Raw genomic sequence first — 14262 nt, 5'->3', positions numbered from 1 at the left:
GTGTCAGTCGGTCGACCAGGCGGCCCAGAGGTCGGCGTAGGTGCCACCGGCGGCGACCAGCTCAGCGTGGGTGCCCTCCTCGACGACGCGGCCCCCGGCCATCACCAGCACCCGGTCGGCGCTCGCGGCCTGGGTGAGGCGGTGGGCGATGGTGAGCGACGTGCGCCCCGCGGTGACCGCGGCGGCCGCCGCCTCGAGGTCGCGGGCGCCGGCCGAGCCGGCCTCCGCGGTGGCCTCGTCGAGGACCACGACCAGGGGGTCGGCCAGCAGCACCCGGGCCAGCGCGAGCTGCTGGGCCTGGGCGGGGGTGAGCGGGTGGGCGGCCGCGCCGACCGCGGTGTCGAGCCCCTGGGGCAGCGCGTCGACCCAGCCGGCGGCGCCGACGCGGGTGAGCGCCTCGCGCACGAGGGGGTCGTCGGCGTCGGGGCGGGCCAGGGTGAGGTTGTCGCGCACGCTGCCGGTGAACACGTGCACCTCCTGGGTCACCACAGCCACCGTGGGGCGCCCGGTGCGCCCCGGCGCCACCACCAGGTCGCGGGGCCGGCCGCCGACGAGCACCTCGCCGGCGGTGGGCCGCAGCCGACCGGCCACCACCGAGCCCAGGGTGGTCTTGCCGGCCCCGCTGGCCCCGACGACCGCGACGCGCTGCCCGGCCGGTACCCGCACCGACACCCCGGCGAGGGCCGGGCGGCCGGCGACGTACTCGTGGTGGAGCCCGAGGACCTCCAGCGTGGTGTCGTCGGCGGCGCGGGCGCCGTGGGGCGGCAGCGGGGCCGGCAGCAGCGCGAGGCCCGCGAGGCGGGTGAGCGACGCCCCGGCCGACTGGGCGGCGTCGAAGAGGAACAGCACCGCGCCGATGGGGTTGAACAGCCGGTGGAAGTACAGCCCGGCGGCGGTGACGGCGCCCACCGTGGCCTCGTCGGCGCGCACCAGCAGGAAGCCGGTGACCAGCACGACGAGCAGCCCGACCAGCTCGGAGCCGTTCATCCGCAGGCCGAAGCGGGTGAAGAACCCGACGACGTCGAGGGAGAGGCGCGCGGAGTCCCACGACGCCCGGTCGACCTGCTCCTGCTGGGACTGCGACAGGCCGTGGGCGCGCAGCGTGCGGCTGCCGTGCACGCCGGTGAGGAACGCCCCGGCCCGCACCCCGTTGGCCTCGCGCTCGCGGCGGTAGAGCGGGGCCGAGCGGGGCAGGTACCACCGCAGCGACGCGACGTACGCCGGGGCGGCCGCCAGCCCGGCCAGCCCCAGGCGCCAGTCGAGGGCGAAGAGCCCGCCCGCGGTCAGCACGATCGCCAGCGCGGAGCCGACCAGCAGCGGCACCACCTCGGTGAGCGACTGCGCCACCAGGCGTACGTCGTCGCCGACCCGGCTGAGCAGGTCGCCGCTGCCGGCGGCCTCGAGCTCGGCGCCGTCGAGGTGGAGGGCGCGGTCGAGGGCCTGCTCGCGCAGCTCGGCCAGCGTCGGCTCGCCGGCGCGAGCGAGGCGACCGATGGCCAGGGCGGTGCCGACGGTGACCACGGCGCTCGCGCCGAGGATCCACAGCGCGGCGCGCACGACGACGGACCGGTCGCCGCCGTCGACCACCGCGTCGACCACGACGCCCAGCTGCCAGGGCGCCACCAGCCCGGCCAGGCCCACCAGCACGAACATCACGGTGGTGAGCGCGACGTCGACGCGGCGGCGGCGCAGCAGCCGCCGCACCAGGCGCCACGCCTCGCCGGGGGTGGACCGGGGGAGCAGGGTGTCGCTCACCGCAGCACCGCCTCGCGGTAGGCGTGGCTGCTGGCGACGAGGTCGGCGTGGGTGCCGGTGGCGACCACGCGGCCGGCCACGAGGTGGACGACGCGGTCGGCGCGGGCGAGCAGCACGGGGCTGCCGGTGAGGACCACCGTGGTGAGCGCCAGCGGGGCGGCGGGTCGGTGGCGCTCGGCGGCCAGCGCGTGGGCGATGCGGTGCTCGGTGGCGGCGTCGACGGCGGTGGTGGGGTCGTGCAGCACCAGCACGGGCGCCGCCCCGGCGAGCGCCCGGGCCAGCCCCACGCGCTGGCGCTGCCCGCCCGACAGCGTCGTACCGCCGACGGCCACCGGCTCGGCCAGCCCGCCGGGGGCCTGCGCCACCACCTCGTCGGCCGCCGACGCGGCGAGCACGGCGGCGATCCGGGGGTCGTCGAGACGGTCGGCGGGGTCGACGTTGCTGCGCAGGGTGCCCTCGAACAGGTCGACGTGGTGGTCGGCCACCAGCAGCAGCCGGCGGGTCTCGGCGAGGCGGAGGTCGGTGAGCGCGCGACCGCCGAGCCGGACGACGCCGGCGTCGGGTCGGGCCTCGCCGCGCAGCAGCGTCATCAGGGCGGCGGCGTCGGCCGGGTCGTCGACGACCACCGCCACCAGCTCGCCGGGGGCCGCGGCGAGGTCGACGCCGTGCAGGGGGCCGTGGTGCACGTCCTCGACGTGCAGGGCAGCGGCGCCGGCGCCGTCGGCGGTGGCGGTGCCCTCCTCCAGCAGGTGGGGCGTGGCCAGCACCGCGACGATGCGACCGGCCGACGCCCGCGACTGGGCGAGCTGGGAGACGAAGTAGGCCAGGGTCTGCAGGGGCTCGGCGACGAACTGTGCGAGCCCCACCACGGCGATCAGCTCGCCGACGCTGATCGTGCCGTCGAGCGCGCGGCTGCCGGCCACCAGCGCCACCACGACCAGCACCACGCCGCTGAGCCCCTGGGTCACGCCGTACAGCAGGCCCTCCCAGCGGGCCGCGGCGACGCTGGCCTCGGCCGCGCGGTGGCTCTCGTGGCGGTAGCGCTCCAGGGCGACGTCCTCGGCGCCGACGCCCTTGAGCGGGCGCAGGCCGGTGACCAGGTCGGTGGCGATGCCGGTGGCGCGGCCCAGCGCCTCCTGGCGCACGGCGCTGCGGCGCGCGAGGGGGCCGGCGAGCAGCTGGTTGACCAGCAGCGCGAGCGGCACGCCGACCAGCACCAGCAGGGCCAGCACGAGGTCGATGCGGGCGAGCACCACGGCGGTGACGGCGAACCCGGCGAGCGCGGCCACCGCGAACCACGCCTGGCGCAGCACCGCTGCCGCCTGGTCGGCGTCGGCCGTGGCGACGGTGAGCAGGTCGCCCGGCACCTGGTCGGCGCGGGCCCCGCGGGGGTGCAGCAGGTGGGCCGAGACCTCGGTGCGCAGCCGGTGGCCCTCGCGCTGCAGCGCGGCCTCGCCGACGCGGGCACCCGCGCGGTAGCTGTGGGCGAGCACGGTGAAGAGCAGGCACAGCGCGCCACCCCACACCGCCAGCGCCGACCACGACCCGGTGGCCACCGCACGGTCGACCACCGCCCCGATCAGCACCGGCACCAGCGCCTCGCAGACCTGCCAGACGGCGATGAACCCCGACGCCGCGCCCAGCCGGCGCCCGTTGCGGCGCAGCGTGCGCCTCAGCAGCGCGGCCGCCGTGGCCGGCGGCTGCTCCACGCTGGTCGACACCGGGTAAGGCTAGCCTTACCGGTCCCGCCCGGCCGCAGCGGCCCGTCGTGCGACGGGTGGTGGCAGCGGCCCGACGTACTGCTGGTGGGTGGCTGCCGCTGACCTGTCGGCCCGGACCCGCACCTGTCGGCCCACGTGACGGCCGACAGGTGCGGGTTTCACCAGCCGGCTGGTGAAACCCGCGGCGCCACCACCGCACCCGAGTGCGGGGACACGGTGAGGGTGCCGTCGGGGGAGAGCGCGGCGACGGGGTCGGCGGCGGGGTCGGTGAGCAGCAGGACGTCGCCGGGGCCGGTGGTGACGACGACCGGCTGGTCACCGAGGTTGACCACGACCTGCAGGGCGCCGCGGCCCATGACGACGAGCCGGGCGGCCTCGTCGACCTCGCAGGTGGTGGCGGCGAAGGCGGGGTCGGTGAGCTCGGGGCGGGCCCGGCGCAGGGCGGCGAGGCGGCGGTAGAGGTCGAGCACCCGCGCGTGCCGGCCCCGCTCCGGCTCCGACCAGTCGAGCTTGGAGCGGCGGAAGGTCTCGGGGTCCTGCGGGTCGGGCACGACCGCGGGGTCCCAGCCCATCTTGGCGAACTCCGCGATCCGGCCCTCGGCGGTGGCCGTGCCGAGCTCCGGCTCGGGGTGGCTGGTGAAGAACTGGAACGGCGTGGACGCCGCCCACTCCTCGCCCTGGAACAGCATCGGGGTGAACGGGCCGGTGAGCGTCAGCAGGGCGGCGCACCCGAGCAGGCCCTCGTCGAGGTGCTCGGTGAGCCGGTCGCCGATCGCGCGGTTGCCGATCTGGTCGTGGTTCTGGTTGGCCACCACGAGGCGCCAGGTGGGCATCGTCGCGGTGTCGACCGGCGCGCCGTGGTCGGCCTCGCGGAACGAGCTCCAGGTGCCGTCGTGGAAGAACCCCTTCGTGATCACCTTGGCCAGCGCGGTCAGCGGCTCGAAGTCGGCGTAGTAGCCGGTGGTCTCGCCGGTGAGCGCCACGTGCACGGCGTGGTGGAAGTCGTCGCTCCACTGCGCGTCGAGGCCGTAGCCGCCGGCCTCGCGGGGCGTGATGAGCCGGGTGTCGTTGAGGTCCGACTCCGCGATCAGCGTGAGCGGACGGCGCTGGTGGGCCGACAGCGCGGCCACCTCGACGGCCATCTCCTCGAGCAGGTGCACCGGCGAGGAGTCCTGCAGCGCGTGCACGGCGTCGAGGCGCAGGGCGTCGACGTGGTAGTCGGCGAGCCACATCGCGACGTTGTCGAGGATGAAGCGGCGCACCTCGGCGGAGCCCACGGCGTCGAGGTTGAGGTGGTCGCCCCAGGTGTTGGCGCCCGAGCCGGTGTAGGGCCCGAAGAGGCCGAGGTAGTTGCCCGACGGGCCCAGGTGGTTGTGCACGACGTCCTGCACGACGCCGAGACCGGCGGCGTGACAGCCGTCGACGAAGCGCTGGTAGGCCTCCGGGCCGCCGTACGACTCATCGACGGCGAACCAGTCGACGCCGTCGTAGCCCCAGTTGTGGGTGCCGTTGAACGCGTTGACCGGCATCACCTCGACCAGGTCGACGCCGATCGAGACGAGGTGGTCGAGGCGGCCCAGCGCGGCGTCGAGGGTGCCCTCGGGGGTGAACGTGCCGACGTGCAGCTCGTAGACCACCGCGCCCGCGAGCTGGCGTCCGGTCCAGCCGGCGTCGGTCCAGGCGAACGTCGAGGGGTCGTAGGTCTGCGACAGCCCGTGCACGCCGTCGGGCTGGCGGCGCGAGCGCGGGTCGGGACGCGGGGTGTCGTCGTCGCCGACGAGGTAGCCGTAGTCGACCGGCCCGGCCACCGGGTCGGGCACGGCGCCGTCGGGACGCCACCAGTCGCCCTCACCGCGGGTCATCGCCACCACGCTGGCGCCGTCGGGGGTGGCGACGTGGAGCCGGAGCCGGTCGGGCGCCGGCGCCCACACGTCGTAGGGCCCAGGAGCGGGCCGGGCCGGGGCGGTGCCGGCGGGGGTGGTCTCGGTCATCAGGAGTCCTCTCGGACCAGCAGGGCCACGGGGTAGGTCGCGAGCACGTCGGCGAGCCGGTCGCCGACCACGCGGTCGGTGACCACGTCGCGCCAGCGCCCGGACGGCAGGTCGAGAGTGGTGTCGCCCCAGCCGCCGCGGGCGGCCAGGCCCACCGGCAGCCGGGTGGCCACGGTGACGGCGCCACCGCGGTCGAAGGCCAGCACGTGGTCGGCGGCGTCGCCGCGGGCGCCGACCCCGGCGTACGTCGTGAACAGCTCGGGCCGGTCGCGGCGCAGGTGCAGCGCGCGGGTGGTCACCTGCAGCTTGGCCGCGCCGGCGTCGTCGAGGTCGGTGCCGAGCGGGGCGTCGTCGGTGCGGGTGGCGGCCAGCAGCCGCGCGCGCAGGTCGAAGTCGACCGGACGGCGGTTGTCGGGGTCGACCAGCGACTGCTCCCACAGCTCGCTGCCCTGGTAGACGTCGGGCACGCCCGGCATCGTGATCGCCACCAGCTTGGCGGCCAGCGCGTTGCTCCAGCCGGGGGCGACGACGCGGGCCAGCAGCCCGTCGACCACCTCGCGCACCTCGGGGGAGTCCAGGGCCGCGTCGACCGCGGCGTGCACCGCGGCCTCGTAGGCCTCGTCGACGCCGGTCCAGGTGGTGCGGTCGCCGGCCTCGCGCATCGCCTTCATCGCGTAGCCGTGCAGCCGGGTGCGGTAGTCGAGGGGGGCCTCGGGCTGGCCGGCGGCCGGCCACGCCCCCACGACGGCCTGCCACAGCAGGGCCCCGAACGCCGGGTCGGGCACCGGCGCCAGCTCGAGCAGGCGGTCGAGCGCCTGCTCCCAGGAGCCGGGCACCTCGGCGAGCGCGGTGATCCGGGCGCGGACGTCCTCGCCTCGCTTGGTGTCGTGGGTCGACAGCGTCGTCATCGCGTGGGGCCAGTCGCGCTGGCGGGCGGCCATCGCGTCGTGGAAGCCCGGCACGTCGAGGCTGAAGACGCTGGGGTCGCCACCCACCTCGTTCAGCGAGGTGAGCCGCGACCAGCGGTAGAACGCGCAGTCCTCGACGCCCTTGGCCATCACCATCCCGCTGGTCTGCTGGAAGCGGCGCGCCGGCGGCGCCCACGGGTCGCCCAGCACGGGGCGCAGCAGGTCGAGGGTGGCGCCGAGGTCGGGGCGGTGCTCGCGGGCCAGCGCGAACGCCTCGTCGAGGTGGGCCTCGCCCTCGGGCAGGTAGGAGCGGTAGACGGGGAAGCAGGCCAGCAGCTCGGCGACCGCGTCGACCACGCCGTCGTACGCCGCCTCGCGGGCGGCGGCGGAGTCGGTGCGGGCGACCTCGCGGCTGATCCGGCGCACCTCGGAGCCCAGGATGCCGTCGGCGACCTCGCGCTTGGTGTCGTGGATGAGCTGCGCCCAGTCGACGTCGTGGCCGCGCAGCCGCGTCTCGAGCACGTCGAGGGGCACCTGCCCGGCGGGGTCGGTCAGCACCCGGTCGACGTGGGCGAGCGCGTCGTAGCCGGTGGTGCCGTCGGTGGCCCAGGAGCGCGGCAGCTCCTCGCCGGGCTCGACGATCTTCTCCACGAGCACGTAGGCGTCGTGGGTGAGCGCGGCCAAGTCGTCGAGGTAGCGCCGCGGGTCGCGCAGGCCGTCGGGGTGGTCGACGCGCAGGCCGTCGGCGAGGCCCTCGGTGAACCACCGGCGGATCTCGACGTGGGAGGCGGCGAAGACCTCGGGGTCCTCGACGCGCACCCCGGCGAGGGTGTTCACGGCGAAGAAGCGGCGGTAGTTCAGCCCGTGGTCGGCGACGTGCCAGTCGACCAGCTCGTAGTGCTGGCGGGCGTGCACGGCGTCGGCGTCGACCACGGCGCCGTCGGTGACCGCGCCGAGGCCGTCGGCGGTGCCGGGCGCCACCGGGTAGCGGTTGTCGTGGTAGCGCAGCTCGGTGCGGTCCTCGCTCAGCGTCAGGTGGCCGACGCGGCCGCCGTCGAGCACGTCGTCGTCGCCGACCACCGGGACGCGCAGGCGTCCGTCGCCGGCCGCCCAGTCGACGTCGAAGGCCGCGGCGTGCTCGGAGGCCCGGCCCAGGCGCAGCAGGTCCCACCACCACGCGGTCTCGGCGGGGGTGGCCACGCCGACGTGGTTGGGCACGATGTCGACGAGCACGCCGAGGCCCAGCTCGCGGGCCCGCGCCGACACCGCGGCCAGGCCGGCCGCGCCGCCGCGGGAGGCGTCGACGCGCTCGTGGGCCACCACGTCGTACCCGTGGGTGCTGCCCGGCTCGGCGGCCAGCACGGGGGAGAGGTAGACCCAGTCGACGCCCAGGTCGTGCACGTAGCCGAGCCGCTCGGCGACGGCGAAGAGGTCGAACTCCTCGGTCACCTGGAACCGGTACGTCGAGACCGGTCGGCGGCGCTGCGGGGCCGACACGTCAGAGCTCCTCGGGCCCGCCGGCGGCGGTCTGGTCGAGGGTGGACAGGGCGGCCACCGACGCGGCCACCGAGCTGTCGGGCGCGGCCTCGGCGGAGGTGAACTCCCGCAGCACCACGACGCTGCGCGAGGCCAGCGACAGGCTCGCGCCGGCGTCGAGCGGCGCCGCGCCGTCGTGGGTGCCGGCGGTGTCGATCACCACCTCCCAGCGCTCGGCGTACTCGTCGGGCGGCAGCACCACGTCGATGTCCTCACCGCAGGGGTGGAAGTAGAGCAGGAAGTGGTCGTCGACGATGCGCTGGCCGCGCTCGTCGAGGCCCGCGATGCCCTGGCCGTTGAGGTACATGCCGATCGCGCGGCACCCGCCGTCGGCGTTGCTGGCCTCCCAGTCGCCGTCGTCCATCGGGCGGCCCTCGGCGTGCAGCCACACGATGTCGTTGAGCCGCTCGCCGTCGCCGGTGCGGACCTCGTTGCCGGTGAAGAACCGCTTGCGCCGGAACGTCGGGTGCTGCGCGCGCAGCCGCGCGACCGTGGCGGTGAACTCCACCAGCGGCTCGTCGAGGCGGTCCCAGTGCATCCAGGCGATCTCGGAGTCCTGGGCGTAGGTGTTGTTGTTGCCGTCCTGGGTGCGCCCGGCCTCGTCGCCGTGCAGCAGCATCGGCACGCCCTGGCTCAGCAGCAGGGTGGTGAGGTAGTTGCGCTGGGTGCGCGCACGCATCCCGAGCACCTCGGCGTCGTCGGTGGGGCCCTCCACGCCGTGGTTCCACGAGCGGTTGTGGCTCTCACCGTCGTTGTTGTCCTCGCCGTTGGCCGCGTTGTGCTTGTCGTTGTACGACACCAGGTCGCGCAGCGTGAAGCCGTCGTGGGCGGTGACGAAGTTGATGCTGGCGAACGGACGGCGACCGGAGTGCTCGTAGAGGTCGGAGGAGCCCGCCAGGCGGCTCGCGAAGTCGCCCAGGGAGGGCTCACCACGCCAGAAGTCGCGCACGACGTCGCGGTAGGCGCCGTTCCACTCCGACCACTGGGGCGGGAAGCCGCCGACCTGGTAGCCGCCGGGACCGACGTCCCACGGCTCGGCGATGAGCTTGACCTGGCTGACCACCGGGTCCTGCTGCACGAGCTCGAAGAAGGTGGCGAGGCGGTCGACGTCGAAGAACTCCCGCGCGAGCGCGGAGGCGAGGTCGAAGCGGAAGCCGTCGACGCGCATCTCGGTCACCCAGTAGCGCAGCGAGTCCATGATCAGCTGCAGCGAGTGGGGGTGGCGCACGTTGAGGGTGTTGCCGGTGCCGGTGTAGTCCATGTAGTAGCGCTGGTCGTCCTCGACCAGGCGGTAGTAGGCCTGGTTGTCGATGCCCTTGAAGCTCAGCGTCGGGCCGAGGTGGTTGCCCTCGGCGGTGTGGTTGTAGACCACGTCGAGGATGACCTCGATGCCGGCGGCGTGCATGGCCTTGACCATGGCCTTGAACTCCTGCACCTGCTGGCCGCGGCCCTCCTCGTCGCGGGCCGCCGCGGCGTAGTCGGCGTGCGGGGCGAGGAACGCCAGGGTGTTGTAGCCCCAGTAGTTGCGCAGGCCCTTCTCGACCAGGGTGTTGTCCTGGATGAACTGGTGGACCGGCATCAGCTCGATCGCGGTCACCCCGAGCCGGGTGAGGTGCTCGGTGACGGCCGGGTGGGCGAGGCCGGCGTAGGTGCCGCGCAGCTCCTCGGGCACGTCGGGGTGCAGCTTGGTGAGTCCCTTGACGTGGGCCTCGTAGATCACCGTCTCGTTGTAGGGCACGCGCGGGTGGCGGTCGCCCTCCCAGTCGAAGAACGGGTTGATCACGACGCCGAGCATCATGTGCGGCCCGGAGTCGTCGTCGTTGCGCGAGTCCTCGTCGCCGAAGGTGTAGGCGAACAGGCTGGGGTCCCAGTCGATCTCGTGGGTCGTGGCCTTGGCGTAGGGGTCGAGCAGCAGCTTGTTGGGGTTGCAGCGCAGGCCCTGCTCGGGGTCCCACGGGCCGTGCACCCGGTAGCCGTAGCGCTGGCCGGGCTGCACCTGGGGCAGGTAGCAGTGCCACACGTGGGCGTCGACCTCGGTGACCTCGACGCGGGTCTCGGAGTAGTCGTCGCCGTTGCCGTCGAACAGGCACAGCTCCACGCGCTCGGCGACCTCGCTGAACAGCGCGAAGTTGGTGCCGCTCCCGTCGTAGGTCGCACCGAGGGGGTACGCGTGTCCGGGCCAGGTCTCCATGGGTGCTCCGTGCTGTCGTGGTTCGGCGGGGATCGAGCGTTGGATCGATACAAGCACAGTGCGGGTCCGGCGCTGTCCACCCCTGCGGGCGTCCGCACCGGTGCCCGCCCGTGCGGTGGCCGACCGGTACCCCGCCCGAGGGCTCGCGCACCGCGCCGCCGTACGTTCGGCGGGGGCTCGACTGTGGCCCCGCTCACGCCCGGCAGGCGTGGTCGCGGCTGTTACCGGCCAGTAGCATGGCGGGCATGAAGCGGACGATCTACGACGACGACCACGAGGCGTTCCGGGCATCGGTCAGGGAGTTCGTCGACCGCTCGGTGACCCCCCACCTCGAGGAGCACCTCGAGGCCAAGGGCCTGCCGCGCGAGCTGTGGCTGGCGGCCGGCGCGCAGGGCCTGCTCGGCCTCGAGGTCCCCGAGCAGTACGGCGGCATGGGCGCCGGCGACTACCGGTTCAACGCCGTGCTCACCGAGGAGCTGTCGAAGGTCAACGCCTCGCTGCCCTCCTGCGTCGGCATCCACGCCGACATCGTGGCGCCGTACCTCGTCGAGCTCACCACCGAGGAGCAGCGCGGTCGCTGGCTGCCGGGCGTCGCCAGCGGCGAGGTGCTGACCGCGATCGGGATGACCGAGCCCTCCGGCGGCTCCGACCTCGCCGCGCTGAAGACCACCGCGGTGCGCGACGGCGAGGAGTGGGTGCTCAACGGGTCGAAGACGTTCATCACCAACGGCTACTCCGCCGACCTCGTGGTGACCGCCGTGCGCACCTCGCCGGAGAAGAAGGCCAAGGGCATCACGTTGTTCGCCGTCGACACCTCGCAGCCCGGGTTCTCCCGCGGCCGCAAGCTCGACAAGGTCGGGCAGCCGGAGTCCGACACCGCCGAGCTGTTCTTCGAGGACCTGCGCCTCACCGACGCCGACGTCGTCGGCGAGGTCGACCGCGGCTTCATCCACATGATGCAGAACCTGCCGCAGGAGCGGCTCAACTGCTCGGTCTCCAACCTCGCCCACGCCCGCCAGATCCTCGCCGAGACGCTGGTCTACGCGGTGGAGCGCAAGGCGTTCGGCCAGGGCATCGGGTCGTTCCAGCACAACAAGTTCCTGCTCGCCGAGCTGGTGACCCAGATCGACGTCACCCAGGCGTTCATCGACCAGTGCGTGGTCGCCCACACCAGCGGCGACCTCACCGCCGTCGACGCCGCCAAGGCCAAGTGGTGGACCTCGCAGGTGCAGAACGACGTGATCGACCACTGCGTGCAGCTGCACGGCGGCTACGGCTACATGAACGAGTACCGCGTCGCCCGCGCCTGGAAGGACGCCCGCGTCTCGAAGATCTGGGCCGGCTCGAACGAGATCATGAAGGAGCTCATCGGGCGCGACCTCGGCCTCTGAGCAGGGGCGCCCGTCGGGCCGCTCGCCCGGGCGACTGCTGCCCGACCGGCGCAGTTGCGCCGGTCGGGGCGGCCACGACGGCGAACCCGGTCGCGCACGGGCCGGCCGCGGCCTAGCCTGGTCGTGATGCGGATGTTCGTGGCCCTGGTGCCCCCTCCCGACGCCCTCGACCACCTCGACTCGTTCCTCGAGCCGCGCCGCGCGGCGGCGCCGTTCCGCTGGTCGGCGTCCGACCAGGTGCACCTGACGCTGGCGTTCTGCGCCGACGTGCCCGACCGGCGCCTCGACGACCTCGTCGAGGGCCTCGAGCAGGCCGCGCTCCGCCGTACGCCGGTGCGCCTGCGGCTCGCCGGCGGCGGGGCCTTCCCCGACCCGGCCGCGGCGCGGGTGCTGTGGACGGGCGTCGCCGACGAGGACGGCGACGACCTCGGCGCCGACACGCGGGCCGACCTCGACCGGCTCAGCGCCGGCTGCCGCACCGCCGCCGCCCGCGCCGGGGTGGCCGTCGACGGCCAACGCTTCCGGCCCCACCTCACGCTCGCCCGCACGTCGGTGCCCGGCGGGGTCGACGACTGGGTGCGGCTCCTCGACACCTACCGCGGCCCGACCTGGACCGCCGACCGCGTCGTGCTCGTCGGCTCCCACCTCGGCGAGGGCCCCCGCGGCCGCCCCCGCCACGAGGTGGTGGCCGAGCTCCCGTTCGGCTGACCGCCCCGCGCCACCGCTCCCTGTAACGCGCAGTTGTCGCTTCTGCCACCCCGTCACGACGGGGTGGCAGAGCCGACAACCCCGCGTTACAGCCGGAGGGGGTCGGCCGGAGGGGTCGGCCGGAGGGGTTGGCCGGAGGGGGTCGGTCGGAGGGATCAGCGGGTGAGGGGTCAGCCAGCGACGCCGTACAGCCGGTCGCCGGCGTCGCCGAGGCCGGGGACGATGTAGCCCTTCTCGTCGAGCCGCTCGTCCATCGCCGCGGTGACCACGGTGACCGGCACCTCGAGGTCGGCGAGGTCGGCCTCGAGGCGCGCGCAGCCCTCGGGAGCGGCGAGCAGGCAGATGACGGTGATGTGGTCGGCCCCGCGGTCGGTGAGGAAGCGGATGGCCGCCACCAGGGTGCCGCCGGTGGCGAGCATCGGGTCGAGCACGTAGCACTGGCGCCCCGAGAGGTCGTCGGGCAGCCGCTCGGCGTACGTCGACGCCTCCAGGGTCTCCTCGTTGCGCACCATGCCGAGGAAGCCGACCTCCGCGGTGGGCAGCAGCCGCAGCATGCCGTCGAGCATGCCGAGCCCGGCGCGCAGGATCGGCACCACCAGCGGCTTGGGCGTGCTGAGGCGTACGCCGGTCGCGCGCGAGACCGGCGTGGAGATCTCGACCGGCACCACCCGGACGTCGCGGGTGGCCTCGTAGGCCAGCAGCGTCACCAGCTCCTCGGTGAGGGCGCGGAACGTGGGGGAGTCGGTGTCGCCGTCCCGCAGCGTGGTCAGCTTGTGGGTGACGAGCGGGTGGTCCACGACGTGGGTGCGCATGCCCGGAACCCTAGGGCACGCCGCAGCGGTGGCCGGGGCGGGAACGGGCCGCCCGCGACGGGGGCGACGGGGAAGGGGGTGGCCCCGGCTCCCGGGGTCTGTCACGCTGGTGGTGGGCCACCGCCGGCGACCCGCAGCCCCAGCGGAGGAGGCAGTCGTGACCGAACAGCTCGACGCGGTCGACTTCGCGCTGGCCGCCTACCGCGAGGACGGCGAGTGGACGGTCGACGAGCTCACCCACCACCACCTCACCGACGTCGAGACGTTGGCGGAGGCGCTGGGCCGGCTGCCCGGTGACGGCGCCCTGGGCCTGGTGGCCGTCGACGAGGACTTCTTCCTCCTCGTGCGGGTGAGCGGCCCCACGGTGCGGGTGCTGCTCTCCGACGTCACCGCGGCCGACGACTGGGACCTCGCCGACTCCGCTCTGGAGTACCTCGGCCTGCCCGCCCCCGACGACGACGACGCCGACCCCTTGCCGGCCGGCGACCTCGGCCTGCTCGAGGACCTCGGCATGCACGCCCTCGACCTCGGCGTGCTGCTCGACGACGACGACCTCTACCCCGACGAGATGCTCTCCGACATCGCCGGCCGCCTCGGCTTCGGTGAGCTGTTCGACGACGCCGTCGGTCTCATCGACGCCTAGCGCTGTCCCTCCGCCGGGTCTTGCTGGCTGCTCCTGCCGCCGGGTGACCGGTGAGTCGCGTGCCTGGGTCGTGTGCCCGGGGGCGCGGTCCGGGTCGTGTGCCCGGTGACGCGCTCCGATGCGTCGTGGGGCACACGACCCCGGTGGCTCGCCCGCGGTGCACCTGGAGCTCGGTGGCGGTGCGGCCTTCCCGGGGTCGGTGTCCGGGTCGTGTGCCTGGTGACGCGCTCCGATGCGTCGTGGGGCGCACGACCCTGGACTCGCCCGCGGCGCACCTGGAGCTCGCTGGCGGTGCGGCCTTCCCGGGTCGGTGGTCGGGTCGTGTGCCTGAGTGCGCGCCCCCACGCGTCGTGGGGCACACGACCCTGATGACCCGCCCGCCGTGCACCTGGAGCTCGCTGGCGGGGCGGCCTTCCTGGGTCGGTGTCCGGGTCGTGTGCCTGGTGACGCGCTCCGACGCGTCGCGGGGCACACGACCCCCGCGGTGACCCGGTGGCGGTGACCCGGTGGCGGCGACTCGGTGGCGGCGACTCGGCGAGGAGCGGGCAAGGACGCGGGCGGACCGAGCGGCACCCCAGGACACCGGGGGCGGCGGGCAGAATGCGC

The 14262-nt window shown here is 74.7% G+C and carries 9 protein-coding genes; 3 read left to right on the top strand and 6 right to left on the bottom strand.

Features of this window, described 5'->3' with window-relative positions:
• Positions 1-3 precede the first annotated feature (3 nt).
• The 5 genes from AC4OR8_RS01155 to glgX all read right to left on the bottom strand — a co-directional run bounded on the left by AC4OR8_RS01155 (position 4) and on the right by glgX (position 10102).
• On the bottom strand, positions 4-1755 hold the full coding sequence (locus AC4OR8_RS01155; protein ID WP_492163731.1) for an ABC transporter ATP-binding protein: 1752 nt from the start codon (positions 1753-1755) through the stop codon (positions 4-6).
• Positions 1752-3476, bottom strand: coding sequence for an ABC transporter transmembrane domain-containing protein (locus AC4OR8_RS01150; RefSeq protein ID WP_492163730.1), 1725 nt, complete (start codon positions 3474-3476; stop codon positions 1752-1754). Before AC4OR8_RS01150 ends, AC4OR8_RS01155 begins: the two co-directional genes overlap by 4 nt.
• A 158-nt stretch (positions 3477-3634) precedes the next feature.
• Complete coding sequence (treZ, locus tag AC4OR8_RS01145) at positions 3635-5467, bottom strand: malto-oligosyltrehalose trehalohydrolase (protein ID WP_492163729.1); 1833 nt, start codon at positions 5465-5467, stop codon at positions 3635-3637.
• Entirely contained in the window at positions 5467-7872 is a 2406-nt protein-coding gene (treY, locus tag AC4OR8_RS01140; RefSeq protein ID WP_492163728.1) for a malto-oligosyltrehalose synthase, read from the bottom strand. Before treY ends, treZ begins: the two co-directional genes overlap by 1 nt.
• Before the next feature lies 1 nt (position 7873).
• A complete protein-coding gene (gene glgX / locus AC4OR8_RS01135; protein WP_492163727.1) occupies positions 7874-10102 on the bottom strand; it encodes a glycogen debranching protein GlgX in 2229 nt (742 codons plus the stop codon).
• Positions 10103-10347: 245 nt separating this feature from the next.
• Between glgX and AC4OR8_RS01130 the strand changes: the two genes are divergently transcribed.
• Entirely contained in the window at positions 10348-11493 is a 1146-nt protein-coding gene (locus AC4OR8_RS01130; protein WP_492163726.1) for an acyl-CoA dehydrogenase family protein, read from the top strand.
• Between the two features lie 126 nt (positions 11494-11619).
• On the top strand, positions 11620-12201 hold the full coding sequence (thpR, locus tag AC4OR8_RS01125) for an RNA 2',3'-cyclic phosphodiesterase (RefSeq protein WP_492163725.1): 582 nt from the start codon (positions 11620-11622) through the stop codon (positions 12199-12201).
• A 170-nt stretch (positions 12202-12371) separates the two neighbouring features.
• On the opposite strand, the gene upp is transcribed toward thpR, so the two are convergent.
• On the bottom strand, positions 12372-13013 hold the full coding sequence (gene upp / locus AC4OR8_RS01120) for a uracil phosphoribosyltransferase (protein ID WP_492163724.1): 642 nt from the start codon (positions 13011-13013) through the stop codon (positions 12372-12374).
• 157 nt (positions 13014-13170) lie between these two features.
• Here upp and AC4OR8_RS01115 point away from each other — a divergent pair, with 157 nt between their 5' ends.
• A complete protein-coding gene (locus AC4OR8_RS01115; RefSeq protein ID WP_492163723.1) occupies positions 13171-13656 on the top strand; it encodes a tRNA adenosine deaminase-associated protein in 486 nt (161 codons plus the stop codon).
• Positions 13657-14262: the final 606 nt, after the last annotated feature.

It is taken from the genome of Nocardioides sp. FY1077, assembly GCF_058681775.1.
The sequence above is the reverse complement of the archived record's forward strand: the minus strand, read 5'-3'. Positions and strand labels throughout refer to the sequence as shown.